Consider the following 23,406-nt stretch of genomic DNA (forward strand, 5'->3'; position numbering starts at 1 on the left):
GTGATGCGCGCCCGCCACCCCGATCGCCTGCCGCGGCTGTGGCTGATGACCGACGAACGGCTGGGCGAGCGGGTCTGGCCGGCCCTGGCGGCGCTGCCGCGGGGGTCGGGCGTCGTTTTCCGCGATTATGCGACGCCGCTGGCCGAGCGGCGGGCGCGGTTCGCGCGAGTATGTGCTGTCGCGCGGCGCCGGGGGCTGGTCCTCGTGCGGGCCGGCGACGTGCCGATGCGGAGAGAGGCGGGCGTTCACAATGGCCGTGGGCGCGGGCTGCGGACCGCATCGGCGCACTCGCCCGCCGAGCTGGTCGCCGCGCGGCGATCGGGGGCCGATCTCGTCTTCGTCTCGCCCGTCTTCGCCACGCGCTCGCATCTTGGTGCGCGCACCCTCGGCCCGGTCCGGCTGGGCCTGTTGCTGCGTCGAGCGGCACTTCCGGCGATCGCGCTGGGCGGCATGAACGCGCGCTCGTTCCGCCGGTTGCGCGGCCTGGGCCTGCACGGATGGGCCGCGATCGACGGATTGTCGGATCGAACCGCGCCGTCATCGACAGGCAGCACAACCTGACGACGGCACCGCGTGCCTCGGCAGCGAGCAACGTCGTGACGACGTGAATCCTCACCATCCCCGCCACGGCCGCGATGGGTGTGGCCTAATTCCTAATCAACCGATTTAAGCGCGCTCGCGACGAAATCGCCGACCAGCGCGACGACGCGCGGCGAGCCGAGATTGGGACCGAGCCCGGGCACCTCCTTCTCATCGCCGGTGACCGCACCGTCCTGGAACCAGTGGCTGAGATCGTCAAAGACGACGACGGTTGCTTTCCGATTCGCGGCGAGCGCGGTTCTGGCCGCTGCGGCCTCGGGCGCTGCGATGACGAGCGGATCCTTGCCGCCATAAATCGCGAGCACGGGCGCCTTCGTGGCGGCGAGGTCGCTGGCCGAACACACCCTGTCGGCGGCCCAAGCCTCGGGCACGTCGATCATCTTGAGGCCGCTCTCCGCCTCCGGCCGGGTGAAGCCGAGCCCCTGAAGCCTCTCGACGAGCGTGAGGCGGAGCGGCGCGACAGCCGCCTCGTCCCGTCCGGCGGCGCGAGCGCGCAGCAGCGTTAACGCGGCATCGACCGCCGGGTCGATCGCGGCGGCGGGGCGCTTTGCCGCGATCATCTGGCGACGCAACGCCTCCGCCAGCCCGGTAAATCCGTCGCCGACCGAACCGCCCAATGTGACGACCGCGCCGATCGAGGGATCGGCCGCGGCGACGGCGGGGGCGACGACGCCGCCCTGGCTGTGACCGATCAGCGCGACGTGGCGCCCGTCGATGTCAGGCCGCGCGCGCATCGCCGCGACCGCGGCCTGCGCATCGGTGGTGAGCAGGCCGATGTCCTCGACATAGGTGCCGGTCGACTGGCCGATGCCGCGCTTGTCGTACTCGAGCGCGGCGATGCCGTCGCGGTTCAGGCGGGCGATTACCGGGTCGAAGCCGCCGCGGCCGTTGGGGCCGTGACCCTGGATGACGATCGCGACGGGAAAGGGGCCGTGGCCGGTCGGCAGGTGGAGCGTGCCGGCGAGTGTCGCCTGTTTCGACGGAATCGTTAGGTCGATGGGGACAGCGGCGGGGTGGAAGGCTGCGAACGCCTTCGCGGCGACGGGCGCGGGTGCCCAGGCGACGGGACCGAGCATGACCTGCGTATTGACCTGCCCGAGCGTCACCACCAGCGATTGCGATCCTGCGGCCAGCGCGGACGGGGAAGTGCCGGTGACGGTGAAGCGCTGCCACTTCGGGGTGAGGGCGAGATCGGTCGTCGCCAGCTGCACATAGGCGGGCTCCGGTCCCTGTATCGCGGCGGTCGTGCGCATGGGCAGGGCGGCGCGTGCCCAGAAGGTCGCCGACACCGGCTCGCCCGCGGCGATCGCATGGGGCAGCTTCAGGACGGCGCCGCTCGACCAGGGCTCGGCGCGCTTGGCGGGCGGCAGCGCCGCGCGAATCGCGCCGCCTGGAACACTCGAATCGCGTTCGTGGGTCGAGGTGGTGCCGTAGATGATCCAGCGGCCGGCATCCTCGACCTGTGCGTGTGCCGGCGTGGCAAGGAAGGCGGCGATGGCGAGGGAGATCGTGGCCTTCATTGCGGGGTGCCTTTCGCTAGAATGCGGGCTGTTCGTGGCGGGGCAGATGCGACTGCCACGTCGCGAGGGTGAAGATCGCGGCGATTTCGGCGGCGAGGACCCAGATCGGGAGGATCAGCGTCGTTGGGTCGATCGCCGCGCAGCCCGAGACGATCGTCAGCGTCGTGACGGCGGCGGCGCCGAAGCGGCTCGCCCTGCCGACACGGTCCCAGTCGCGATCGAGGATCCACCACGCGACCGGCAGGTGCAGCCCGGCGGTCAGCAACATGAGGAACAGAAGCGACGGCGCGGCGATCATGTTGCCGACGTTGAGGAGGAGGGTGCGCTCGCCGCTGCCAAAGAGAAAGCCGGCAAGGCCGTCGCTCGCCGCCATGAACGGAAAGCCGAAGGTCGCCGCGATCGAGAGCATCCCTGCGACCGGCAGGACGACGCCGATCGCAAGCGCATGGGCGACGAGTGTGAAGCGTCCCTCGGCATCGCCCAGCATCGTCCGCCACGTGCCGAAAAGGCAGCCGAGCGCGAAGCGAAGCGGGTGGCCCTGTGCCTCGGCGACCTCGAGCTCGGCGGCCATCGCCCGGGCCCAGTCCGAGCGGCGTGGACCCAGGCTGCGCGCGGTCAGCGCCATCAGCGTCCAGGCGAGGCGGCGGGTCATGCCGGCGCGCCCTCACGGTCGCCGAGCGGGCCTTGCCCGGCCAGTTCACGCGCGAGGGCGAGGCCGCTTGGCGTCAGCCGATAGGCGTGACGCGGCGGGCGGCCGGGCTGAGCGGGGGGATGCCACTCGGCCTCGACCAGCCCCTGGTCGGCCATGCGCATCAACAGCGGATAGAGGGTGCCCGAGGCGAGCCCCGTTTCCTTCATCAATTCATAGCCGTGCTGCGCGGCGGGGGCGTGCGCATAAAGCCGCTCGAGCAGGCGGCGCATTTGCGGCGAGGGACGGCGATTACGAACCATCAACTCACAACAACATATGTAGAGTTATGAGTCAACTTATCTCGTTACCCCGGGTCAAACCCGGGGTGACGAAAAGGGGAGAGGGCGGGGTCCCACTCCGTCGGGTTAGGGCGCGGGCGGCGCCTTGACGATCGGCAGCCAGACCGCGCTCGCCGCCGCGCCGCCGCGTTCGAGCGTCACGGTCGCCTTCTGGTAATCGGCCTTCTTCGCGAGGAAGATGTTGGGGACGTATTTCTGCGGGTTGCGGTCGTAGAGCGGGAACAGGCTCGACTGGACCTGTACCATGATGCGGTGGCCGGGCTGGAAGACGTGGTTCACCGTCGGCAGGCGGAAGCGATAGCGCTGGACCTTGCCCGCGGGAATCGCGCTCGGCTTTTCGAGGCTGTCGCGATAGCGGCCGCGGAAGATGTCGAGGCTGACCGCGAGCTGATAGCCGCCCATCTTGGTGTCGCTCGGCACCTCGTCGGGATAGACGTCGATCACCTTGACAACAAAGTCGCCGTCGGTGCCGGTCGTCTTGGCATAAAGGTCGGCAATGGGGGCGCCCGACACGCGCACGGGCGTGGTGAGGACGGGCGTGGTATAGGTCATCACGTCGGGCCGACCGTCGACATGGCGCTGGTCGCTGACCAGCCAGTCGGGCCAGCGGCCGTCGGCGAAATTGACTGGCCGGGGGAGGTGCGGGACGGGCTTGTCGGGATCGCTGACATAGCTGTCGGCACCCGCCGCGCCCCTGTCATAGGCAAGGCCGCCGTTCGCCGCGAGATAGATGGGTGTCAGCGGCGCGGCGCAGCCCGCTTCGCACGCGAGCGGCCAGCTTGCGAACCGCTCCCACTTGTTCTCGCCGGTGTTGTAGATGGTGGCGGCGGGCAGGTTCACGGGCGGGCCGTCCTTCAGATACTGGTTGAAGAGCGGCAGCACCATTTCCTCGCGGAATTGCGCGGCGGTGTCGCCGTTCCACTGGAAGGGACCGAGCGAGCGGCCCTCGCGATTGACCTGGCTGTGCCGCCACGGGCCCATGACGAGGAAGTTGTTGCCGGATTTGCCCTTGGCCTTGAGCGCTTCCCACGCGGTGATCGCGCCGTAGATGTCCTCCTGATCCCAGAGCCCCTGTTCCCAGATCGTGGGAATGTTCGAGGGGTTGGCGGCGAGCAGCTTGTCGAGCGCCTGCCCCTGCCAGAAGCCGTCATAGGCAGGATGCGCCACCATCTTCTGCCAGGCGGGCAGCTGGTCGAAGCCCGAGTTCTTCGCCCATTCGTTGGCGCCGCCCAGCCGGCGGAACTCCTCGTAATTGTCGTAGATGCCCGTCGCTGGCTCCTGTCCCGCACCCTTGTAGCCCGTCTGCGAGCCGATCCAGCCGATATTGGCGAGGCGGAAGGCGCCGTTGTGGAACCAGTCGTCGCCGCGCCAGCCGTCGATCATCGGGCTTTCGGGTGCGGCGACCTTGAGCGCCGGGTGCGGGTCCAGGAGCGCCATGACGACGGTGAACCCCTCGTAGCTCGATCCGATCATGCCGACGCGGCCGTTCGATTCGGGCAGGTTCGCCTTGTTCACCAGCCAGTCGATCGTGTCGTATGCGTCGGTAACGTGATCGGTGCTCGTTGGGTTCAGCGGCCCGCGCACGGGGCGGGTGACGATGTAATCGCCCTCTGACCCGAACTTGCCGCGAATGTCCTGATAGACGCGAATATAGCCGGCTTTCACGAACGCCTCGTCCGCAAGCGGCAGGGTCGACAGGATGTGCGGGCTGTCCATCCGGTTGGCCCGGCCCGATGCATTGTAGGGCGTGCGCGTGAGCACGATCGGCGCGTTCGTGATCCCCTTGGGATAAACGATGACGGTATGCAGCTTCACCCCGTCCCGCATCGGGATCATCACCTCGCGCTTCACATAGTCCCGCGCGTCGATCGGCGGGGTGAAATTGGCGGGAATGTCGCTCGGCGGGAACTGCTGCGCGCCGGCGGGGAGCGCCGCGAGCAGCGCAAGCGTGAGCAGCGAGAGATGACGCGAGCGCAGCCGGACCATGGAACGGACCCTTTGATCGGGGGAGGGAGACAGCATCGATGAAGCGGGTTGTGCGCCGCCGCGCGCGGATCGGCAATGCGCCTTAGCGGAACGGCCGGGCATGGCGCACAGCGCGGGCGTTAAGGACGTGCGCCGCGGCCAGCAGCAGCGAGCCCGGCACGGTGACCAGCGTCTCGATCGCCTCGCCGAGCGGTGCCAAGGCACCGAGGCCGATCGCCGCGAGGCCGACAACCGCGAGCGCGGCTGGTCGCCAGCGCTGATGCCGCCGCCAACCGATCGCCAGCGCCGCCGCGCTCGTCGGCAGGGCAAAGGCGAATGCGATCGGATGGAGCGCTCTCGGCAGCGCCAGCACGGTCGTCAGCGCCGGCAGCGCCACGAGCAGCGCTGGCAGGACGAGGCAATGGATCAGGCACAGGGTCGAGGCGCCAATGGCAAGATCGTCGAGCAGGCGTCGGGGCAGGCGTAGCGCAGTCATCGGAGTCTCCCTCGCCAGTGATCCGATGATACAATGTATCATGACCGTCAAGGGTATCGGGTCGGATCGCCTTGCGAGCGTCGCTCTTTCCCGCGCCGTTCCGGCCGCCTAGAAAACGCGGACGCGAGCGTCAGGACCGGCATGCGCTCGCGGTCGGATCGGCCGGTCATGAGAGGGTCTTGATGAATCGACGCCAGCTTTTCGCCGCGGGCGCGCTGTTGCCGCTGGTTCCCGCGGCGGTACGCGCCGACGATGCCGCCGATCGCCGCCTGCGCGAGGACTGGGCCTGGCTCGGCCGCTATGCCACCGAGAACGCGGCGCTCAAGGCCAGCGGCGCGAAGACCGACATCGTCTTCATGGGTGATTCGATCACCGAGGGATGGCGTGGCCAGCGGCCGGACTTCTTCCGGCCGGGCCGGGTCGGGCGCGGGATCAGCGGACAGACGACGCCGCAGATGCTGGTGCGGATGATGACCGACGTGATCGCGCTGAAGCCGCGCGCGGTCCACATCATGGCGGGCACCAACGACGTCGCGCGCAATACCGGGCCGATGACGCGCCAGCAGACCTATGACAATCTCGCCGCGATGGCGACGCTTGCGCGCGCCAACGGGATCACCGTGCTGCTGGCGAACGTGCCGCCCGCCGCCGCCTTTCCCTGGCGACCGGGGTTGGAGACGATCGCGCGGATCGCCGAGATCAACCGCTGGATCGCCGACTATGCGCGGCAGACCCGGGCGATCCATGTCGATTATGGCCCGGCGCTCGGCGACGGGCGCGGCGGCATCCCGCCGGCGCTGGCCGGGGACGGGGTGCATCCGACCGCGGCGGGTTATGCGGCGATGGAGAAGGTGCTGACGCCAATCCTGACGCGGCGGGGGCTGTAACCGGCACCCCGCCCCAGGGATCGCCAGGGCGGGGTGCCGTCAAGGGGCGATCCCAGCTTGCGCGGGTGAGATCCAGCGGCCGTGGGGGTGGCTGGCGGCGAGGTGGTGCGTCTCGCCGCCGGGCCAGAGCGTCGCGTGCACCTGATGCCGGGCGAGGTCGCGGTCGGGTTCGAGGCGGACCCAGGCGAGCGGGCGATCCTTGGTCGCGCGGGCGCCGGCGGCGTCGAGCGCGGCGGCGATGCGTTGCTGGCGATCGGGGCCAAGATACTGCCAGACGACCGAGTGCATCAAGACGCGCGTGCGTACCGCGGGCTGCGGCTCAGCAAGGCGTGCCTCGACCCATTCGGCGGCGTCGCCGCGCTCGAGCAGTGGCGGGTCGGCGGCGAACATCGCGATGGCGGCGTCGAGGCGCGCATAGCGGTCGGGATGATCGGCCCAGACATAGGCGCGCAGGCGATCGGCGTCGGCGGGGTGGGTGAGGTCGAGCGGTGCGACATCGACGCCGCGAGCCGACGCGACCTGGATCTCGACGGGATCGGGCGAGGTACCGCGCCAGTCGGGGGCGAGCGTGACGGGCGAGTCGGCGGGACCGATGCGGCTGCCGCCAAGGTCATAGGCATAGCGACCAATCAGCAGGTTGAGGCCCGCGCTCGACCCGATTTCGAGCACATCGATCGGGTGGCCGAAGCGGCGCGCGGCGAGCATGAGGCCAAGCATCAGCGCGGCCGAGCGCCCCGGTTCGTTGGTCTGCGGCGGGCCGTCGAGCCATGGCAGCAGCGCGTCGTCGTGATCGCGCAGCGCCGCGGTGAGGACGGCCACCGCCTCGCCCGCTCCCTCGAACAAGGCGGCGAGATCGGGGGCATCGCCTCTCAGCGCCAGCGCGCGAAGGCCGCCGATCAGGCGGAGCGGCAGGGCATCCTCGATCGCATTGCCTGCCCAGCCGAGCACGCGGCCCCCCGTCAGCGTCGTGTCGTCGAGCGCCTCGGCCAGCGCGGCGGCGATGCGGCCGGTGATCGGCGCGTCCATCGCCTCGCAGAAGCCCGCCTGGGCGAGGAAGGCGCTGCGGACCGCGCGCTCGCTCATGCCAGCGCCTCGGCGAGCAGCCGCTGCATCGCCGCCCAGCTCGACGCATCAGCATCGGCGTCATAGCCGAAGCCGGGGCGCGTCGATCCCTGCATCGACCGGTCGGTGAAGCCGTGCCCGGCATGGCCATAGGCGTGGAGCTGCCACCGCGCGCCGCCCTCGGTCAGCTCGGCGGTGAGCGCGGCGGCGCTTTCGGGCGGGGCGAGCGGATCGGCCCAGCCGTGGCAGACGAGGATGCGCGGCGCGATCGGAGTGACGTTGGCATAGCTCGGCCGGTCGAAGATACCGTGAAACGAAACGACCGCGCGAAGGTCGGCGCCCGAGCGGGCGAGGTCGAGGACGCATTTGCCGCCGAAGCAATAGCCGATCGCCGCGGTGCGTGCGGGGTCGACCTCGGGCTGTGCCTTGAGCGCGGCCAGGCTGGCGTGGAGGCGGTCGCGCAGCAGGGGGCGGTCGGCGTTGAGCTGGTTCATGTAGCGGGCAGGGTCTGGCGACTCGCGCGTCGTCCGCTTGCCCTGGCCGAACACGTCGGCGGCAAGGCCGACATAGCCGAGCGCGGCGAGGCGTTCGGCGACGAGGTTGTCCGCCTCCTTCTGGCCCAGCACGTTGGGGACGATCAGCACGCCGGGGCGCGCTTCGCCGGCGTCGGGATCGAAGGCGAGAACGCCCTCGAACGGGCCGCCGGGGCCGTCATAGACAAGCTCGCGTCGCTGGATCGCCATCGCTCTGCCTCCGGTTTGCCAGCCGCGCCGCAATCGGTATGGACGGGCCGAACCTCTTCGGGGAGCAGATATGCCGACACTCGTCCTCATTCGCCATGGCCAGTCGGCCTGGAACCTCGAGAACCGCTTCACCGGCTGGTGGGACGTCGATCTCACCGAGCAGGGCGTCGAGGAAGCGCGCGCGGCCGGCGAGGCGCTGGCGGCCAAAGGGCTCGACTTCGACCAGTGCTTCACGAGCTTCCAGACGCGGGCGATCAAGACGCTCAATATCGCGCTGGAGGCGATGGGCCGGCTGTGGCTGCCGGTCGAGAAGAACTGGCGGCTGAACGAGCGGCATTATGGCGGCCTGACCGGCCTCGACAAGGCCGAGACCGCGGCGCGCCACGGCGACGAGCAGGTCAAGATCTGGCGTCGCAGCTTCGACATCCCGCCGCCGCTGCCCGAGGCGGGGAGCGCCTTCGACCTCACGGGCGACCGCCGCTATGCCGGTATCCCGATCCCCGCGACCGAGAGCCTGAAGGATACGATCGCGCGCGTGCTCCCCTATTGGGAAACGCGGATCGCGCCCGAGCTCAAGGCGGGCAAGCGCGTGCTCGTGTCGGCGCACGGCAACTCGCTGCGCGCGCTGCTCAAGCACCTGTCGGGCATTTCCGACGCCAATATCGCCAGCCTCGAGATCCCGACGGGGCAGCCGATCGTGTACCAGCTCGATGACAAGATGAACGCGATCGACCGATACTATCTGTCCGAGCGCTGAGGGCGGCGGCGCTCGCCCCAGGCGATCAGCCGGCGGCTGATCTGCGGGTCGATGACCGCCATCACGGCATAGGCGGCTGCCTGCTTGAGGCGCGTCCAGAGGGTCATCGCGGCGCGGTGATCCTCGCGCGTGATCCGGCGCGAGTCGGCGATCTCGCCATCGACATAGGCGCGGACGTGCGCGGTGAAGGCGGGGTTCTCGATCCGGAGCATGAGCTCGAGGTTGAGGAACAGGCTGCGGATATCGAAATTGGCCGAGCCGATATGCACCACGCCGCCGATCGCGACGAGCTTGGTGTGAAGCTTGGTCGCCTGATACTCCCAGATGCGCACGCCGCGGCGCAGCAGCCCGGCATAGGTGAAGCGTGACGCCCAGATTGCCATATAGTTGTCGGTCACGGCGGGCAGGACGACGTTGACCACACCCCGGCGCGCCGCCCGACGCAGGCGGCGCAGCATGGACGGACCGGGGGCGAAATAGGCAGCGATGAGGTCGATGCGCTCGCCGGCTATCGCCGCGGCGCGTATCTCCCGCCGGATCGCGCGCGCCCAAGGCGATAATCGGCGAGCCGGGCCGCCCATCAGCCAGCGCACCTCGCCCTCCGCCTCGCTGTAGCGGCGCAGGACCCGGGCGAGGGTGCGGACGGGCGCGCGCTCGTTTCTGCTCCAGCGGGCGAGCGCGTCGAAATAGCGGGCGAGCCGGCCGGCGGCGGGGCCGTCGAGATGGAGGCCGAGGTCGCGCCATGCTTCGCCCGCTGCATCGGGCACGCCGAAATAATCGGCCTTGATGTTGAAGCCGCCGATGATGACGCGCGACTCGTCGGCAAGCGCCAACTTCTGGTGGTTGCGCAGCAGATATTTGCGGCCGTAGCGCGGGATGAAGCGGCAGACCTCGATCCCTGCCGCCTCCAGCGGGGCGAAGAAATGCGCGCGGGCGGCCGGTTCGCTGCCGAGGCCGTCGACGATCAGCGAGACCTGCACGCCGCGCGTCGCGGCGGCGATCAGCGCGGCGCCGACGGCGCGGCCCGCCTCGTCATCCTCGTAGATATAGTAGAGCACGCGCAGAGTCTGTTGCGCGCCGCCGATCAGGTCGAGCAGCGCCTGCATCCGGCGTGGGCCGGTGTCGAGCAGGCGGATGGCGTTGCCCGCGACCACGAATGTCGGCTGTTCGGGCGGTTCGGCCATGCGCCACCCATGGCCCGCGGCGGACGAGGGCGCAACGCAGGCGCGCAAAATCTTGACTTTGGCGGGCTGCCGCTCTAGCTCGCACGCTTTCCCGAACCCATCGGTATCAAGCGAAGGAAGCGTTCATGGCGCGCGTCACCGTCGAGGATTGCGTCGACAAGATCCCCAACCGGTTCGACCTGGTGCTGCTCGCTGCCCAGCGCGCGCGACAGATCTCGGGCGGCGCCGAGCTGACGCTCGATCGCGATCGCGACAAGAACCCGGTGGTCGCGCTGCGCGAAATCGCCGAGGAGACGGTCCGGCCCGATGCGATGCACGAGGCGCTGGTGTCGAGCCTGCAGCGCGTGCAGATCGACGACGAGGAAGCGCCCGACGAGATCGGTTCGCTGTCGGCCTCGGCCGAGGCACTGCGCCTCACCGCCGCCGCGCCGCCGCGCAATCAGAATGCGGGCGGCGACTACGACGGCTGAACTGCCGCTTCGTCATTCTGAAAAGGGCCGCCGCTCGATCCCGAGTGGCGGCCCTTTTCGTGTCAGGCAGCACGAGGTGAAGGAGGCACTGCGCGCGCAAGTTCGGCCAGCTCGACATAGCGGCCGGCCAACTCTTCGTGCACGCGGCGCGCGGTCACGTCGGTGCAGCGGTTGGCGACAGCGCGCTCCTGCTCGGCGCGGGTCAGATAGTAGTTGCGGTCCTGCGGTTCCATGACGATGCTCCTCTGCCAAGCGGGAGCGCGGTCGGTCTCTCAGCCGCCGGCATGCTCGGAAGGGTCCACGCGCCGGCGATGAAGTTTCTCTATCATACTGATCGCAGGGCCAATATGATCGAGGATAAGTCGCTGTAAAGCGGTCGCACGACGACCTCGTCCCGCCCCATGATGCGAACCGTTCGCGCTGGAAAGCGGCGACAAAATCGCGTATCGGGCCGCCGCATGATCGAGGCGCGTAACCAGCCCCCCGCGGTCGATTACGGCCGAGTCTTCGCCCAGGCCATCGACCGGCTGCATGCCGAGGGGCGCTACCGCGTCTTCATCGACATCCTTCGCAACAAGGGCGCATACCCCAATGCGCGCTGCTTTGCCGGGCATAATGGGCCGAAACCGATCACCGTCTGGTGCTCGAACGACTATCTCGCGATGGGCCAGCACCCCAAGGTGATCGCGGCGATGGAGGACGCGCTGCACGACGTGGGCGCCGGCTCGGGCGGCACGCGCAACATCGGCGGCAATACGCATTACCATGTCGATCTGGAGGCCGAGCTGGCTGACCTGCACGGCAAGGAAGCGGCGCTGCTCTTCACCTCTGGCTATGTCTCGAACGAGGCGACGCTATCGACGCTGGCCAAGGTGCTGCCTGGCTGCGTCGTCTTTTCCGACGAACTCAATCACGCCTCGATGATCGCGGGGATCCGTAATTCGGGCTGCGAGAAGCGTGTGTTCCGGCACAACGACCTCGCGCATCTCGAGTCGCTGCTTGCGGCCGAGGACCCCTCGGTGCCCAAGCTGATCGCCTTCGAGAGCGTCTATTCAATGGACGGCGATGTCGCGCCCATTCACGCGATCTGCGACCTGGCCGACAAATATAATGCGCTCACCTACCTCGATGAGGTGCACGCGGTCGGCATGTACGGTGCACGCGGTGGCGGGATTTCGGAGCGGGACGAGGCGGCGCACCGGCTGACGATCATCGAGGGAACGCTGGGCAAGGCGTTCGGGGTGATGGGCGGGTACATCGCCGCGGACCAGACGATCGTCGACGTGATCCGCAGCTATGCGCCGGGCTTTATCTTCACCACCAGCCTGTCGCCCGTGCTGGTCGCTGGCGTGCTGGCAAGCGTGCGTCACCTCAAGGCCTCCAGCACCGAGCGCGAGGGGCAGCAGGCGGCGGCGGCGCGGTTGAAGGCGATGTTCGAGGAGGCCGGGCTGCCGGTAATGCCGACGACGACGCATATCGTGCCGCTGATGGTCGGCGATCCCGTCCGCGCCAAGCGGATCAGCGACATCCTGCTTGCCGAATACGGCGTCTACGTCCAGCCGATCAATTATCCCACGGTGCCGCGCGGAACCGAGCGGTTGCGCTTCACCCCAGGGCCGGCGCATACGCAAGCGATGATGCGCGAGCTGACACAAGCGTTGGTCGAGATCTGGGGCCGCCTGGAGATGCGCGCGGCCGCGTGACGCTCAGGCGGGCGGGTCGAGGAGGTTTCGGACTTCCTCGATGAAACGCAGCACCGAAATGGGTTTGGAGACATAGGCGGTCGCGCCCGCGGCGCGGATGCGCGCCTCGTCCTCGTGCCCGGCATAGGCCGTGACGGCCATGATCGGCACGCTTTTCAGCCGCGGATCGGCACGGAATCGCTGGATGAGCTCGAGGCCGGTAACGTGCGGCAACTGGATGTCGGTGACGATCAGATCGGGTGCGCTTTCCCGCGCCCTCGCCACCGCCTCGCGCCCGTCGCGCACCGGCGTCGGTGCGAAACCGTGCGCCCGGAGCAGGTCGCAGAACAGCTTGAGGTTGAGCTCGTTGTCCTCGACAACCAGCACGGGGCGCGGCAAGGCGGCGGCTTCGTCCATCAAGGCCAGCCCTATTCGATGCCGATCCGTGAGACAAATGCCGAACCCGATCCGCGCGCGATCGCGCTGGGGGCGCTGGGCTGGGCGGTAAGCGACGGGACGCGCGCCGACCGGCTGCTGGCGACGACGGGGCTCGATCCGGCAGGTCTCCGCGCGCGGGCGGGCGAGGCGGCGACACTGGCGGCGGTGCTTTCGTTCATCGAAGCGCACGAGCCCGACCTGATCGCCTGTGCCGACGCGCTGGGTGTCGAGCCGGCGGTCCTCGTGCAGGCGCGGATGCGGCTGGAGGGCGAATGAGGCCGCTGCTGATCACCGACTGCGACGAGGTGCTGCTGCACATGGTGCGGCATTTTCGCGGCTGGCTGAACGAGGCGCATCGGATCGACTTCACCTTCACGCACGATTTCGCGAATGCCATGAAGCGGGCGGATGGGTCACGGCCGACACAGCGCGAGATGTGGGCGCTGCTCGGCGGGTTCTTCCCAGATCAGATGCATCGCCAGACGATCGTCCCGCATGCGCGAGAGGCGCTGGCGCGGATTGCCGAAACGGCTGACATCGTCGTGCTCACCAATCTGGAGGACCACTGCCAGACCCACCGGGTCGAGCAGCTTGCCGCACACGGCATCGCGCACCGCGTCGAGTGCAACCAGGGCGGTAAGGGCGCGGCAGTCGCGCGGCTGGTCGCCGAGCACGGCCGGCCGGTGACGGTGTTCGTAGATGATCTGGGCGTCCATCACGCCTCGGTCGCTGAGGCGGCGCCGGGCGTCCATCGGCTGCACATGGTGGCCGAGCCGGACCTTGCCCCGCTAGTGCCCAAGGCCCCGACCGCACACGCACGGATCGACGATTGGCGCGAGGCAGCGGACTGGATCGAGGCGCGCTTCGCTTCGGGCTTGCCCGCCGATGCGGTGGCGGGCAGAGCGACGGCATGAGCACGCGCATCGAAACCCGCCTCGCCGAACTCGGCCTCTCGCTTCCTGAAGCCGCCGCGCCGGTCGCGGCCTATGTACCTGCGGTCGAGCATGGTGGACTGCTTCACATTTCCGGCCAGCTACCCTTCGATGACGGCGCGTTGATGATGGGCCGCGTCGGCGAGGACCGCGAGCTGGGCTTTGCGCAGGAAGCGGCCAAGCGCTGTGCGCTGATGCTGCTGGCACAGGCGAAGCGGGCGCTGAGCGGCGACCTGTCGCGGATCGAGCGGGTCGTGAAGCTTGGCGTTTTCGTCAATTCGGCACCGGGCTTCACCGACCAGGCCAAAGTCGCCAACGGCGCGTCCGAGCTGATGATCGACCTTCTCGGTGACATCGGCCGCCATGCTCGGAGCGCGGTGGGCGTCGCGGTGCTGCCGCTGGGTGCGGTCGTCGAGATCGACGCGATCATCGCCGTCCGCTGACCGGTTGCGCGCGCAACTTTTGTTGCGGCTGGGCCACAGCTGCATTCCTTTTGTGACATAGGACAGCGTTGAAGCCTTGTGCACTGCGGCATGTTGCGGCACATCGGCGTCGTCGGTGAACGATCGCGCGTGCTTTCAGCACCTCTGACAGACGCGGCATCCCGGCAGCAGGAGAGAACCATCGCCTCTTAATGAAAGGGCCAACGATGCGGTTCTCTAATCTCGGGCTTTCGGCCCTGTTTGTCGTTTGCGCTACCCCTGCCCTCGCGCAGGAGGAAACCGCCCCCCCCGAGCCGGTGACGGTATCGGGCAGTGTCGCACTCGCTTCCGACTATCGCTTCCGCGGCGTTTCGCAGAGCGACAAGGAAATGGCGATCCAGGGGGGCATCACCATCGCCCACGAAAGCGGCTTCTATGTAGGCACCTGGGGCTCCAACCTGTCGGGCTGGGGCACGTTCGGCGGTGGCAACATGGAGCTCGACCTGATCGGCGGCTTCAAGACCCCGATCGGGGGCGGTGGTACACTCGACGTCGGCGTCACCTGGTACATGTATCCCGGCGGCGCGGACAAGACCGACTTCGCCGAGCCCTACATCAAGCTGTCGGGCACCACCGGCCCTGTCACGCTGACCGCAGGCGTCTTCTATGCGCCGCAGCAGGAAGCGCTTGGCCGCTGGTACTTCACCGGCGCTGACGCGGCGGCGGGCGTCTACAATGATCCAGGCGACAAGGAGGACAACCTCTATCTGTCGGGCGATGCGGTCGCGGCGATACCCAACACGCCGATCTCGCTGCGTGGCCATATCGGCTATTCGGACGGCAATGCCGGCCTCGGTCCCAACGCGACCAGCGTGGCGCCGACCGGGCAGTATTGGGACTGGACGCTGGGTGCCGACCTGACGTTCAAGAACCTGACGCTGGGCGTTTCGTACATCGACACCGACATCAGCGAGGCCGATGGGGCCTATCTCCAGCCCAGCTTCAGCAAGGGGCAGGACGGCACCGGCAGCATCGCCGACGGGACGATCGTGGTGTCGCTAACCGCCGCGTTCTGATCTGCGGCGAATGCGAAAAGGGCTGCGCTTCTACTCGAAGCGCAGCCCTTTTCGTGCAAGCCCTTTTTCAGTTCTGCGGCGGCGTGGTCGCGGGGGCAGGCGTGCCGGCGACGGCGCGTGCATCCTGACCGTCGCCCTGAGGGGCGGCGACGACGTCGCGGACCGTCGTGCCCTTGTCGATGACGTTGGTCGAGGGGTCGCCCACGGCCGAGCGCACGCCCGGATCGGCCGAGCTGCCACCCGCGGCGCGGATCGCGGCGCTTTCGCCGGCGCTGCGCGGGGCCGGGCCGCCAAACAGCGCGTCGGCGGCCTGCACCGAGGGACTGACGTCTTGCGGTCGGGGCGCGCCGGGCTGCGGCGGTACGAGTGCAAAGTCGGGCGGGATCACCAGCGGGGCCTGACGGGCCGTCGCGAATTCATCCGGCCGGTCGCGGTCGAGGCCGCTCTTGCCGCAGCCGGCGAGGGAAAGGGCCACGAGGCCGAGCGCGAACATCTTACGCATTGGGTTTCTCCACAGGAGCGGGCGCCGCCGGCTTGTCGCTGCGCACGAACAGGGCACGGATCAGAAGAATGATGACGCCGATGGTAATCGCAGCGTCGGCCACGTTGAAGACGAGAAATGGCCGCCACTCGCCGAAATGCAGGTCGGCGAAGTCCACCACATAGCCGAAGCGGATGCGGTCGAGGATGTTGCCGAGCGCTCCGCCGAGGACGAGCGCGAGCGCGGCCTTGTCGCGGGGGTTCGCCTCGCGCCGCATCCAGATCGCGACGCCCACGGCGATCGCGCCGGTCAAGAGGACGAGCGCCCAGCGCATCCAGCTCGAATCGGCGGGCAGCAGGCCGAGCGACACGCCGACATTGGGCACGAAGCGCAGGTCGAAGATGCTGATCAGCGGCTTGACCGCGCCGATCCGGTCGATGCCGAGCGGGCCCGTCACCAGCCACTTGGTGAGCTGATCGACGAGGAAGACCGCTCCTGCGATGCGGAAGCCCCAGTTGCGCGCGGACGTCATCACTTCACCACCTCCTCGCAGCGGTGGCACAGCGCGCCGTCCTCGGCAACCTCGGGCAGGAGGCGCCAGCAGCGGCCGCACTTGTGATGCTCGCTTCGCGCGATCGCGATGCCGTCGCCGCCGGCATGGACGGTCGAGGTGATGAAGAGCTCGGCCAGATCGTCGGCGCGCAGCGGCAGCTCGGGCAGCGTCACCTCGGCCTCGAGGCTGGAGCGCACGACCTTCTCGCGGCGGAGCGGCTCGATCGCCTCGGTCACCGCCTCGCGCAGGCGGCGCAAATCCGCCCATTCGGTGCCGAGCGGCAGATCCCCGGGCAGCGCCGGCAGCTCGGGCCATTCGAGGAAATGGACCGAGCCGTCCTCCGACGGGAAGCGCGCCTGCCACACTTCCTCCGCCGTGAAGGCGAGAACGGGAGCGGCGTAGCGGACGAGCGCGTGGAACAGCGTGTCGAGGACGGTGCGGTAGGCGCGGCGCTTCGGGCTGTCGGCCGCGTCGCAGTAGAGCGAATCCTTGCGGATATCGAAGAAGAAGGCCGACAGGTCGTCGTTGGCGAAGTCGGCGAGCGCGCGGGTGTAGCGGTTGAACTCGAACGCCTCGGCCGCGGCGCGCAGCTCGGCGTCGAGGCGCGTCAGCTCGGAGAGGATATAGCGCTCGAGCGCGGGCATCTCGGCCACGTCCACACGCTCGGCATCGGTAAAGCCGTCGAGCGCGCCGAGCAGGTAGCGGAAGGTGTTGCGCAGCTTGCGATAGGTATCGCCGGTGCCCGCCAGCACTTCCTTGCCGATGCGCACATCCTCGAAATAATCGGTCTGCGCGACCCAGAGACGGAGGATGTCGGCGCCGCTCTCGCCGATGATCTTGAGCGGATCGACGACGTTGCCGAGGCTCTTCGACATCTTTCGCCCGTTGCCGTCGAGCGCGAAGCCGTGAGTGAGAACGGCGTCATAGGGCGCGCGGCCGCGGGTGCCGCAGCTTTCGAGGAGCGACGACTGGAACCAGCCGCGATGCTGGTCCGACCCCTCGACATAGAGGTCGGCGCGGACGCCCTCGCCATAGCGCGCCTCGACGGTGAAGACGTGCGTCGAGCCGGAGTCGAACCACACGTCGAGGATGTCGTTGACCACCTCGTAATCGGCGAGGTCGTGGTCGGGGCCGAGGAGCGCCTGATGGTCGGCGGCGAACCACGCGTCGGCGCCGCCCGCCTCGAACGCGGCGAGGATGCGGGCGTTGACGGCTTCGTCACGCAGATAGTCGCCGGTCTTGCGGTTGACGTAGAGCGGGATCGGCACGCCCCAGGCGCGCTGGCGGCTGATGACCCAGTCGGGCCGCCCCTCGACCATCGAGCGGATGCGGTTCTGCGCCCGGCCGGGGACCCAGCGGGTGCGCTCGATCGCGTCGAGGGCGAGTTCGCGGAGGGTGGGGGCGTTGTCGCTGGTCGCCGGATTGACGATCGCGCCGAAGCCCGCGGCGGCGGCGAAGCCCGGCAGTTCGTCAGCGGCGCTGCCAGGGGTGCGGGCGCCGGTTGCGGGACGGTCCATCGGGATGAACCACTGGGGCGTGCAGCGGAAGATCACGCGCGCCTTCGACCGCCAGCTGTGCGGGTAGCTGTGCTGGAACGGCGCGGCGGAGAGAAGCGCGCCGGCCGCGCGCAGGCCTTCGCAGATCGGGCCTTCAGGGCCGGTGAACTTCTGGTTGATGACGCTGCCCTGACCGCCGAGCCATGCCCAGTCGTCGCGGTACTTGCCGTCGTCGGTGACGGCGAACACGGGGTCGATGCCGTTCGCCTTGCACAGCGCGAAGTCGTCCTCGCCGTGATCGGGCGCCATGTGGACGAGGCCGGTGCCCGCGTCGGTGGTGACGAAGTCGCCAGCGAGGAACGGGCGGGGCTTGGCGAAGAAGCCGCCGAGATGGTGCATCGGGTGGCGGGCGATGGCGCCGGCGAGGGCGGTGCCTTTGATCGATTCATCGAAAGGCGAGTAAGGATCAACGTACTCTTGCAACGAGGGTGCACCGACATCGCCGAAGTCGAGCGCCTTGGCCGCCGCGTTGATACGGTCAGCAAATGATGTCGTTAGATCTTTCGCGACGAGGAACTTTGAAATGCGGTTCGTGTGGAACGGCAAACCGGCTTTCGCCAATACTTCATTGACCCGCTTATCGCCTGCCGCGCCGACGCCAACCGTATCAGCGGTGACTGACAGCAGCACATATTCGATCTCCTGCCCATAAGCCAAAGCCTGGTTGACCGGGATCGTCCACGGCGTCGTCGTCCAGATGACCGCGTGCGCGCCGACCAGTTCGGGCGCGTTGGGGGCGTGCGTGATCTCGAACGCCACGTCGATCTGGGTCGAGGTGACGTCTTCATACTCGACCTCGGCCTCGGCCAGCGCGGTCTTTTCGACGGGGGACCACATGACGGGCTTGGCGCCGCGATAGAGCTGGCCCGACATGGCGAACTTCAAAAGCTCGCCGGCGATCGCGGCTTCGCTGGCGTAGTTCATCGTGAGGTAGGGGTTCGCCCAGTCGCCGGCGATGCCCAGCCGCTCGAACTGCGCGGCCTGCACGCCCACCCATTTGGCGGCGTATTCGCGGCATTCGGCGCGGAACTCGGCGGCGGGCACCTCGTCCTTCGACTTCTTCTTCGCGCGGTACGCTTCCTCGATCTTCCATTCGATCGGCAGGCCGTGACAGTCCCAGCCGGGGACGTAGGGCGCGTCCTTGCCCATCAGCGACTGGCTGCGGGCGATGATGTCCTTCAGCACCTTGTTCATCGCGTGGCCCATATGGATGTCGCCATTGGCGTAGGGCGGGCCGTCGTGGAGGATGAAGCGTTCGCGGCCGGCGCGCTGCTCACGAAGGCGATCGTAGATGCCGATCCGCGCCCAGCGGTCGAGGATGGCGGGCTCCTTTTGCGCGAGGCCCGCCTTCATCGGGAAGTCGGTCTTCGGCAGGAAGACGGTGTCGCGCCAGTCGCGGGTGGGGTCGGTGCTGTCGGTCATGGGTGCGCGCGGCCTTAGCGAAAGGCGGGCGGGGGGACAAATGCGATGTTGGCGGGGAGGCAAGGCCCCTACCCTCGCCGGGGTACTAGGTGCGCGACAGGATCGCGCGGGCCTCTTCGACGTCGTTCGCCATCTGGACCTTGAGCGCGTCGAGGTCGTCGAACTTCGCCTCGGGCCGCAGAAACGCGATCAGGGCAACGTCGATCGTCCGGCCGTAGAGGTCGCCCGTAAAGTCGAGGAAATAGGGTTCGAGCAGCTCGACGGGCTCGCCCTCGATCGTCGGGCGGATGCCGAGATTGGCCGCGCCGTCGAGGATGGTGCCGTCGGGGAGCGTGCCGCGCACGGCGTAGATGCCGTAGCGGGGGCGGAGATACTGGCCGAGGCGGAGGTTGGCCGTCGGGTAGCCGAGCTGGCGACCGAGCTTGGCGCCGTGCTCCACCTCGCCACGGATCGTGAAGGGCCGGGTGAGGAGGCGGGCGGCGTCGCCCGGCTCGCCCGCGATCAGGTGCTGGCGGATGCGGCTCGACGAGACCGGCTCGCCGCCCAGCGTCACGGGGGCGACGGTATCAGTCGAGAAGTCGTGCGCGGCGCCCAGCTCGGCAAGGCGCGCGACGTCGCCCGCGCGACCCTTGCCGAAGGTGAAGTCGGTGCCGGTGACGACGCCGCCCGCGCCGATCATGTCGGCGAGGTGAGCGGCGAACTGCTCGGGGCTTTGCGCGGCGAGGGCGGGGCCGAAAGGGAAGACGAGCATCGCGTCGGCGCCCGCCGCGGCGAACAGGTCCTGCCGCTGGTCGAGCGTCGTCAGGCGGAAGGGCGGGGTGGCGGGGCGGAAGTACCCCATCGGGTGCGGGTCGAAGGTCGCGACGATCGCCGGGCGGCCTTCGCCCCGCGCACGCTCGATCGCGCGGCCGATCACCGCCTGGTGGCCGAGGTGAAATCCGTCGAAATTGCCGAGCGCGACGATTCCGCCGCGCAGGCCCGCCGGCACCGGCGAGCCGCCGTCCAGACGCTCCATCGGCGCGCCTATAGGGGGGCGGGCGGGGAGGGGGAAGAGGGGCCTAGGGGCCGCATCCCGGCGCGCAGGACACGGACGACATTGCCGCCCATCACCTTGGCGATGTCGGCGTCGGAGAAGCCGCGGTCGCGAAGCGTCTGGGTGATGACGGCGAGGCGCGAGGTGTCGAAGCCCGTCGTCACGCTGCCGTCGAAGTCGGAGCCGAGGCCGACATGGTCGATGCCGGCAACGTCGCGCACATGCTCGATCGCGGCGACGATGGCCTTGGGGGCGGTCGAGCAGACGGCGGCGTCCCAGTATCCGACGCCGATCACGCCGCCGGTGCGGGCGATGCCCTTGATCTCCGCATCGGTGAGGTTGCGGTTGACGCGGCATGTCGCCTGGACGCCGCCATGGCTGGAGACGACGGGCCGGCGGGCGATGGCGAGGGCTTCGGCGACGCTCCGGTGACTCGAATGGGCGACGTCGACGATCATGCCGAGCGCCTCCATCCGGCGGATCACCTGTCGGCCGAACAGGGTGAGGCCGCCTTTCGCGAGGCCGTGCATCGAGCCCGCCACTTCATTGTCGAAGAAGTGGGCAAGGCCGGCCATGCGGAAGCCGGCGGCGTGCAGTCTGTCGAGATTGGCGAGCTTGCCCTCGAGGTTATGGAGACCTTCGATGGAGAGGACGGCGCCGACGACCTTTCGGCCTTGGGCGCGGTCGGCGAGCAGAGCGCCGAGTTCTGCGGGTTCGTTGATGATGCGGAGGGTGCCGTTCGAGCGTGCCTCCGCGCGTTCGAGCTTGGTCGCGTGCCAGAGCGAGCGTTCGAGGAGCGAGGTCCAGGTCTTGACCGGCTGGAGCTGGCCGATCGCGAGCCATTTGATCTGGTCGGTATTGCTGCCGTTGGCGTCGTAGTTCTGGCCCGCGGGCGTCTTCGTCACCGAGGAGAAGATCTGGACCGCGACATTGCCGGCGAGCAGGCGGGGGATATCGACATGGCCCTGGTCGGAAGCCTTTGAGATGTCTCGTTTCCACAACAATGAGTCTGCGTGGAGGTCGGCGATCGTCAGTTGGTCGTGGAGGGCCTTGGTCGCGGGGGTGACGGTGGGGAGCGGGGTGGGGGCGATCCTGTTCATCGATCGCTCGGCGATGCCGGGGGCGAAGGTGAAGAAGGCAGCGAGCGCCGCGATGAGGGTGGCGAGGGCGATGAGGGCGGCGCGCTTCATCGCACCAGCGTCACGAAGCTGTAGGCGGGGCGGTCGCCCTCGGCGGGGTAGTCCGCGCGCGCAACTTCGCGCCAGCCGGTGAAGGGGGGGACGGTCGCGTCGCCTTCGGGCCGAGCGTGGACCTCCGTCAGTTCGATGCGGGTGGCGGCGTCGAGGAAGAGGGCGAAGATCTCTGCCCCGCCGATCACCGCGACCTCCGGCGCGTCCGCCGCGAGGGCGAGGGCGTCGGCGGGGGTGTGGGCGACTTCGGCGCCCGCCGCCCGCCAGTCGCGGTCGCGGGTGAGGACGATGTGGCGGCGGCCGGGCAGGGGGCTGGGAAAGCTGTCGAAGGTCTTGCGGCCCATCACCATCGGCTTGCCGAGGGTCATCGCCTTGAACCGCCTGAGATCGGCGGGAAGGCGCCAGGGAAGGTCGCCATCGCGGCCGATCACGCCATTGGCCGCGCGCGCGAGATAGAAGACGATGTGCTGCACGCGGCCCCCCCGTTCTTTGCCCCCAGCATGGGGCGCGGGCGGGCGCTTGGCAATCGGCGGCGGCTGGGCGAAGCTGGCCCGCGAAGGGGAGCGGGCATGAAGCGATTGGGGCTGGTTCTGGGGTTGTTGGCGTCGCCGGCGTGGGCGCAGCTTGGCGAAAGCGCGCGGCCGCAGCTGCCGCCGGTGCCTTCTTTACGCGAGCGGGCGGCGACCATCGATGCGTCGCTGAAGGAGCGGCTCGACACCGTCATCCCCGCGATCATGCGCGAGCGCGGCGTCGATATGTGGGTGCTGGTCGCGCGCGAGAATTTCGAGGAGCCGGTGGTCGCCACGATGCTCGATTCCGAAGCCTTTTCGGCGCGGCGGCGCACGATCCTCGTCTTCCATGATCCGGGCGAGGGCCGGCCGGTCGAGCGGCTGACGGTCAGCCGCTATGGGCTGGGTGGGCTGTTCGCGCCCGCCTGGGACCCGGCGACACAGCCCGACCAGTGGAAGGCGCTGGCCGACATCATCGCCGCGCGCGCGCCCAAGCGGATCGCGATCAACAGCTCGGCCGCGTCCGCCTATGCCGACGGGATGACGCTGTCGGCGTGGGAGGAGATGAACGCGGCGCTGCCGCCCGAGCTGCGCACGCGAGTAGTGCGCGACGGAACCCTCGCGATCCGCTGGCTGGAGAGCCGGACGCCGCGCGAGCTTGCCGACTATCCGCGGATCGTTGGCACCGCGCAGGCGATCATCGCCGAGGGCTTCTCGAACAAGGCGATCCAGCCGGGGAAGACGACGAGCGCCGACCTTGTCTGGTGGTATCGCGAGCGGATCGCGGGGCTGAAGCTCGAGACGTGGTTCCAGCCCTCGGTCGGCATCCAGCGACAGGGGGCGAAGGGGATGCTCGAGGGTGATACCGTCATCCGGCCCGGCGACCTACTCTGGGTCGATTTCGGCATCGTGACCGAGCGGCTGGCGACCGATACCCAGCACCTGGCCTATGTGCTGAAGACGGGAGAGACCGAGGCGCCGGCGGGGCTCCGCGCGGGGCTGGCCGCGGCCAACCGGCTGCAGGACATCACCATGGCGGCGTTCCGTGCGGGTGACAGCGGCAACGCGATCCTCGCGCGGGCACGCGCGGCAGCGATCGCCCAGGGGATCACGCCCAGCATCTATTCGCACCCGGTCGGCTTTCACGGCCACGCAGCGGGAAGCGCCATCGGCTTCTGGGACAATCAGGGCCCGGACCCGCGCGGGGAAGGGCCGGTGCGCGCGGGCACGACCTGGTCGATCGAGCTGATGGCGAAGGCGGCCGTGCCCGAATGGGGCGGGCAGGTGGTCGAGTTCCGGCAGGAGGAGGATGCGGTGTTCGACGGGCGCCAAGTGCGGTGGCTGAACGGGCGGCAGACGGGTTTTTATTTGGTGCGGTGAGGGGGTTGGAGAAGGAATGTGGTTCACGCGGAGGCGCAGAGGGCGCGGAGAAGAAGAA

General features: G+C 69.0%; 26 protein-coding genes. 10 read left to right on the forward strand and 16 right to left on the reverse strand.

Going from position 1 to position 23,406, the window contains the following annotated elements; translation table 11 throughout:
* Nucleotides 1-3: 3 nt before the first annotated feature.
* A complete protein-coding gene (locus tag COC42_RS10530) occupies nucleotides 4-561 on the forward strand; it encodes a thiamine phosphate synthase (protein WP_096343310.1) in 558 nt (185 codons plus the stop codon).
* A gap of 92 nt (nucleotides 562-653) precedes the next feature.
* Here the strand turns inward: COC42_RS10530 and COC42_RS10535 are convergent, their stop codons facing one another.
* The 5 genes from COC42_RS10535 to COC42_RS10555 all read right to left on the reverse strand — a co-directional run bounded on the left by COC42_RS10535 (nucleotide 654) and on the right by COC42_RS10555 (nucleotide 5,571).
* A complete protein-coding gene (locus tag COC42_RS10535; protein WP_096343311.1) occupies nucleotides 654-2,120 on the reverse strand; it encodes an alpha/beta fold hydrolase in 1,467 nt (488 codons plus the stop codon).
* Between the two features lie 16 nt (nucleotides 2,121-2,136).
* The gene (locus tag COC42_RS10540; protein WP_096343312.1) at nucleotides 2,137-2,772 is read right to left on the reverse strand and encodes a hypothetical protein; all 636 of its coding nucleotides are present in this window, start codon (nucleotides 2,770-2,772) and stop codon (nucleotides 2,137-2,139) included.
* Nucleotides 2,769-3,041 (reverse strand): PadR family transcriptional regulator, encoded by a 273-nt coding sequence (locus COC42_RS10545; RefSeq protein ID WP_096343313.1) that lies wholly within the window; start codon nucleotides 3,039-3,041, stop codon nucleotides 2,769-2,771. The genes COC42_RS10540 and COC42_RS10545 overlap by 4 nt, the downstream gene beginning before the upstream one ends.
* 135 nt (nucleotides 3,042-3,176) lie before the next feature.
* Complete coding sequence (locus tag COC42_RS10550) at nucleotides 3,177-5,096, reverse strand: CocE/NonD family hydrolase (protein ID WP_096343314.1); 1,920 nt, start codon at nucleotides 5,094-5,096, stop codon at nucleotides 3,177-3,179.
* 82 nt (nucleotides 5,097-5,178) lie between these two features.
* Nucleotides 5,179-5,571: a MerC domain-containing protein gene (locus COC42_RS10555; RefSeq protein ID WP_096343315.1), complete on the reverse strand. Its 393-nt coding sequence runs from the start codon at nucleotides 5,569-5,571 to the stop codon at nucleotides 5,179-5,181.
* Nucleotides 5,572-5,753: 182 nt separating this feature from the next.
* Between COC42_RS10555 and COC42_RS10560 the strand changes: the two genes are divergently transcribed.
* Nucleotides 5,754-6,458, forward strand: coding sequence for a GDSL-type esterase/lipase family protein (locus COC42_RS10560; protein WP_176484636.1), 705 nt, complete (start codon nucleotides 5,754-5,756; stop codon nucleotides 6,456-6,458).
* Between the two features lie 39 nt (nucleotides 6,459-6,497).
* Here COC42_RS10560 and COC42_RS10565 read toward each other — a convergent pair whose 3' ends face one another.
* Both COC42_RS10565 and COC42_RS10570 read right to left on the reverse strand, forming a co-directional pair.
* On the reverse strand, nucleotides 6,498-7,541 hold the full coding sequence (locus COC42_RS10565; protein ID WP_096343317.1) for a DUF2332 domain-containing protein: 1,044 nt from the start codon (nucleotides 7,539-7,541) through the stop codon (nucleotides 6,498-6,500).
* Nucleotides 7,538-8,263, reverse strand: a complete 726-nt coding sequence (locus COC42_RS10570) for a dienelactone hydrolase family protein (RefSeq protein WP_096343318.1) — start codon at nucleotides 8,261-8,263, stop codon at nucleotides 7,538-7,540. Before COC42_RS10570 ends, COC42_RS10565 begins: the two co-directional genes overlap by 4 nt.
* 70 nt (nucleotides 8,264-8,333) lie before the next feature.
* Between COC42_RS10570 and gpmA the strand changes: the two genes are divergently transcribed.
* Nucleotides 8,334-9,020, forward strand: a complete 687-nt coding sequence (gene gpmA / locus COC42_RS10575) for a 2,3-diphosphoglycerate-dependent phosphoglycerate mutase (protein ID WP_096343319.1) — start codon at nucleotides 8,334-8,336, stop codon at nucleotides 9,018-9,020.
* On the opposite strand, the gene COC42_RS10580 is transcribed toward gpmA, so the two are convergent.
* Nucleotides 9,002-10,204: a phospholipase D-like domain-containing protein gene (locus tag COC42_RS10580; RefSeq protein ID WP_096343320.1), complete on the reverse strand. Its 1,203-nt coding sequence runs from the start codon at nucleotides 10,202-10,204 to the stop codon at nucleotides 9,002-9,004. The genes gpmA and COC42_RS10580 overlap by 19 nt on opposite strands.
* A gap of 125 nt (nucleotides 10,205-10,329) precedes the next feature.
* On the opposite strand from COC42_RS10580, the gene rpoZ reads away from it, so the two are divergent.
* The gene (gene rpoZ / locus COC42_RS10585) at nucleotides 10,330-10,674 is read left to right on the forward strand and encodes a DNA-directed RNA polymerase subunit omega (RefSeq protein ID WP_096343321.1); all 345 of its coding nucleotides are present in this window, start codon (nucleotides 10,330-10,332) and stop codon (nucleotides 10,672-10,674) included.
* 62 nt (nucleotides 10,675-10,736) lie between these two features.
* On the opposite strand, the gene COC42_RS17675 is transcribed toward rpoZ, so the two are convergent.
* Nucleotides 10,737-10,907 (reverse strand): hypothetical protein, encoded by a 171-nt coding sequence (locus COC42_RS17675; RefSeq protein ID WP_176484637.1) that lies wholly within the window; start codon nucleotides 10,905-10,907, stop codon nucleotides 10,737-10,739.
* A gap of 225 nt (nucleotides 10,908-11,132) precedes the next feature.
* On the opposite strand from COC42_RS17675, the gene hemA reads away from it, so the two are divergent.
* Nucleotides 11,133-12,377: a 5-aminolevulinate synthase gene (gene hemA / locus COC42_RS10590; RefSeq protein ID WP_096343322.1), complete on the forward strand. Its 1,245-nt coding sequence runs from the start codon at nucleotides 11,133-11,135 to the stop codon at nucleotides 12,375-12,377.
* 3 nt (nucleotides 12,378-12,380) lie between these two features.
* On the opposite strand, the gene COC42_RS10595 is transcribed toward hemA, so the two are convergent.
* The gene (locus COC42_RS10595; protein ID WP_096344136.1) at nucleotides 12,381-12,755 is read right to left on the reverse strand and encodes a response regulator; all 375 of its coding nucleotides are present in this window, start codon (nucleotides 12,753-12,755) and stop codon (nucleotides 12,381-12,383) included.
* Between the two features lie 36 nt (nucleotides 12,756-12,791).
* Here COC42_RS10595 and COC42_RS10600 point away from each other — a divergent pair, with 36 nt between their 5' ends.
* From COC42_RS10600 to COC42_RS10615, 4 genes are all read left to right on the forward strand, one after another.
* A complete protein-coding gene (locus COC42_RS10600) occupies nucleotides 12,792-13,070 on the forward strand; it encodes a DUF3572 domain-containing protein (protein WP_096343323.1) in 279 nt (92 codons plus the stop codon).
* On the forward strand, nucleotides 13,067-13,708 hold the full coding sequence (locus tag COC42_RS10605) for a hypothetical protein (RefSeq protein WP_096343324.1): 642 nt from the start codon (nucleotides 13,067-13,069) through the stop codon (nucleotides 13,706-13,708). The genes COC42_RS10600 and COC42_RS10605 overlap by 4 nt, the downstream gene beginning before the upstream one ends.
* The gene (locus COC42_RS10610) at nucleotides 13,705-14,169 is read left to right on the forward strand and encodes a RidA family protein (RefSeq protein WP_096343325.1); all 465 of its coding nucleotides are present in this window, start codon (nucleotides 13,705-13,707) and stop codon (nucleotides 14,167-14,169) included. The genes COC42_RS10605 and COC42_RS10610 overlap by 4 nt, the downstream gene beginning before the upstream one ends.
* 206 nt (nucleotides 14,170-14,375) lie before the next feature.
* Nucleotides 14,376-15,224, forward strand: coding sequence for a TorF family putative porin (locus COC42_RS10615; protein ID WP_096343326.1), 849 nt, complete (start codon nucleotides 14,376-14,378; stop codon nucleotides 15,222-15,224).
* 67 nt (nucleotides 15,225-15,291) lie between these two features.
* Here COC42_RS10615 and COC42_RS10620 read toward each other — a convergent pair whose 3' ends face one another.
* The 6 genes from COC42_RS10620 to COC42_RS10645 all read right to left on the reverse strand — a co-directional run bounded on the left by COC42_RS10620 (nucleotide 15,292) and on the right by COC42_RS10645 (nucleotide 21,932).
* Nucleotides 15,292-15,726, reverse strand: coding sequence for a DUF3035 domain-containing protein (locus COC42_RS10620; protein WP_096343327.1), 435 nt, complete (start codon nucleotides 15,724-15,726; stop codon nucleotides 15,292-15,294).
* Nucleotides 15,719-16,237, reverse strand: a complete 519-nt coding sequence (gene lspA, locus COC42_RS10625) for a signal peptidase II (RefSeq protein WP_096343328.1) — start codon at nucleotides 16,235-16,237, stop codon at nucleotides 15,719-15,721. The genes COC42_RS10620 and lspA overlap by 8 nt, the downstream gene beginning before the upstream one ends.
* Complete coding sequence (gene ileS, locus COC42_RS10630; protein ID WP_096343329.1) at nucleotides 16,237-19,236, reverse strand: isoleucine--tRNA ligase; 3,000 nt, start codon at nucleotides 19,234-19,236, stop codon at nucleotides 16,237-16,239. The genes lspA and ileS overlap by 1 nt, the downstream gene beginning before the upstream one ends.
* A gap of 85 nt (nucleotides 19,237-19,321) precedes the next feature.
* On the reverse strand, nucleotides 19,322-20,251 hold the full coding sequence (locus tag COC42_RS10635) for a bifunctional riboflavin kinase/FAD synthetase (RefSeq protein ID WP_096343330.1): 930 nt from the start codon (nucleotides 20,249-20,251) through the stop codon (nucleotides 19,322-19,324).
* Nucleotides 20,252-20,259: 8 nt separating this feature from the next.
* Nucleotides 20,260-21,459 carry a dipeptidase gene (locus COC42_RS10640; protein WP_096343331.1) on the reverse strand — a complete coding sequence of 400 codons (1,200 nt, stop codon included), beginning with the start codon at nucleotides 21,457-21,459 and terminating at the stop codon, nucleotides 20,260-20,262.
* Nucleotides 21,456-21,932, reverse strand: a complete 477-nt coding sequence (locus COC42_RS10645) for a dihydrofolate reductase (RefSeq protein WP_245844046.1) — start codon at nucleotides 21,930-21,932, stop codon at nucleotides 21,456-21,458. Before COC42_RS10645 ends, COC42_RS10640 begins: the two co-directional genes overlap by 4 nt.
* Before the next feature lie 96 nt (nucleotides 21,933-22,028).
* On the opposite strand from COC42_RS10645, the gene COC42_RS10650 reads away from it, so the two are divergent.
* Entirely contained in the window at nucleotides 22,029-23,348 is a 1,320-nt protein-coding gene (locus COC42_RS10650; protein WP_096343332.1) for a M24 family metallopeptidase, read from the forward strand.
* The last annotated feature ends 58 nt before the right edge of the window (nucleotides 23,349-23,406 follow it).

The organism is Sphingomonas spermidinifaciens, from assembly GCF_002351485.1.
Taxonomy (GTDB): domain Bacteria; phylum Pseudomonadota; class Alphaproteobacteria; order Sphingomonadales; family Sphingomonadaceae; genus Sphingomonas; species Sphingomonas spermidinifaciens.

What these genes read in the sequence shown, in the direction of transcription:
- COC42_RS10560 (WP_176484636.1), top strand. Translation starts at nt 5,754, where the DNA reads ATGAATCGACGCCAGCTTTTCGCCGCGGGCGCGCTGTTGCCGCTGGTT.
- COC42_RS10635 (WP_096343330.1), bottom strand. Translation starts at nt 20,251, where the DNA reads ATGGAGCGTCTGGACGGCGGCTCGCCGGTGCCGGCGGGCCTGCGCGGC.
- COC42_RS10620 (WP_096343327.1), bottom strand. Translation starts at nt 15,726, where the DNA reads ATGCGTAAGATGTTCGCGCTCGGCCTCGTGGCCCTTTCCCTCGCCGGC.
- COC42_RS10540 (WP_096343312.1), bottom strand. Translation starts at nt 2,772, where the DNA reads ATGACCCGCCGCCTCGCCTGGACGCTGATGGCGCTGACCGCGCGCAGC.
- COC42_RS10530 (WP_096343310.1), top strand. Translation starts at nt 4, where the DNA reads ATGCGCGCCCGCCACCCCGATCGCCTGCCGCGGCTGTGGCTGATGACC.
- COC42_RS17675 (WP_176484637.1), bottom strand. Translation starts at nt 10,907, where the DNA reads ATGGAACCGCAGGACCGCAACTACTATCTGACCCGCGCCGAGCAGGAG.
- COC42_RS10600 (WP_096343323.1), top strand. Translation starts at nt 12,792, where the DNA reads ATGCCGATCCGTGAGACAAATGCCGAACCCGATCCGCGCGCGATCGCG.
- COC42_RS10545 (WP_096343313.1), bottom strand. Translation starts at nt 3,041, where the DNA reads ATGCGCCGCCTGCTCGAGCGGCTTTATGCGCACGCCCCCGCCGCGCAG.
- COC42_RS10550 (WP_096343314.1), bottom strand. Translation starts at nt 5,096, where the DNA reads ATGGTCCGGCTGCGCTCGCGTCATCTCTCGCTGCTCACGCTTGCGCTG.
- COC42_RS10535 (WP_096343311.1), bottom strand. Translation starts at nt 2,120, where the DNA reads ATGAAGGCCACGATCTCCCTCGCCATCGCCGCCTTCCTTGCCACGCCG.
- COC42_RS10565 (WP_096343317.1), bottom strand. Translation starts at nt 7,541, where the DNA reads ATGAGCGAGCGCGCGGTCCGCAGCGCCTTCCTCGCCCAGGCGGGCTTC.
- gpmA (WP_096343319.1), top strand. Translation starts at nt 8,334, where the DNA reads ATGCCGACACTCGTCCTCATTCGCCATGGCCAGTCGGCCTGGAACCTC.
- COC42_RS10640 (WP_096343331.1), bottom strand. Translation starts at nt 21,459, where the DNA reads ATGAAGCGCGCCGCCCTCATCGCCCTCGCCACCCTCATCGCGGCGCTC.
- COC42_RS10555 (WP_096343315.1), bottom strand. Translation starts at nt 5,571, where the DNA reads ATGACTGCGCTACGCCTGCCCCGACGCCTGCTCGACGATCTTGCCATT.
- ileS (WP_096343329.1), bottom strand. Translation starts at nt 19,236, where the DNA reads ATGACCGACAGCACCGACCCCACCCGCGACTGGCGCGACACCGTCTTC.
- COC42_RS10610 (WP_096343325.1), top strand. Translation starts at nt 13,705, where the DNA reads ATGAGCACGCGCATCGAAACCCGCCTCGCCGAACTCGGCCTCTCGCTT.
- COC42_RS10605 (WP_096343324.1), top strand. Translation starts at nt 13,067, where the DNA reads ATGAGGCCGCTGCTGATCACCGACTGCGACGAGGTGCTGCTGCACATG.
- rpoZ (WP_096343321.1), top strand. Translation starts at nt 10,330, where the DNA reads ATGGCGCGCGTCACCGTCGAGGATTGCGTCGACAAGATCCCCAACCGG.
- COC42_RS10650 (WP_096343332.1), top strand. Translation starts at nt 22,029, where the DNA reads ATGAAGCGATTGGGGCTGGTTCTGGGGTTGTTGGCGTCGCCGGCGTGG.
- lspA (WP_096343328.1), bottom strand. Translation starts at nt 16,237, where the DNA reads ATGACGTCCGCGCGCAACTGGGGCTTCCGCATCGCAGGAGCGGTCTTC.
- COC42_RS10570 (WP_096343318.1), bottom strand. Translation starts at nt 8,263, where the DNA reads ATGGCGATCCAGCGACGCGAGCTTGTCTATGACGGCCCCGGCGGCCCG.
- COC42_RS10615 (WP_096343326.1), top strand. Translation starts at nt 14,376, where the DNA reads ATGCGGTTCTCTAATCTCGGGCTTTCGGCCCTGTTTGTCGTTTGCGCT.
- COC42_RS10580 (WP_096343320.1), bottom strand. Translation starts at nt 10,204, where the DNA reads ATGGCCGAACCGCCCGAACAGCCGACATTCGTGGTCGCGGGCAACGCC.
- hemA (WP_096343322.1), top strand. Translation starts at nt 11,133, where the DNA reads ATGATCGAGGCGCGTAACCAGCCCCCCGCGGTCGATTACGGCCGAGTC.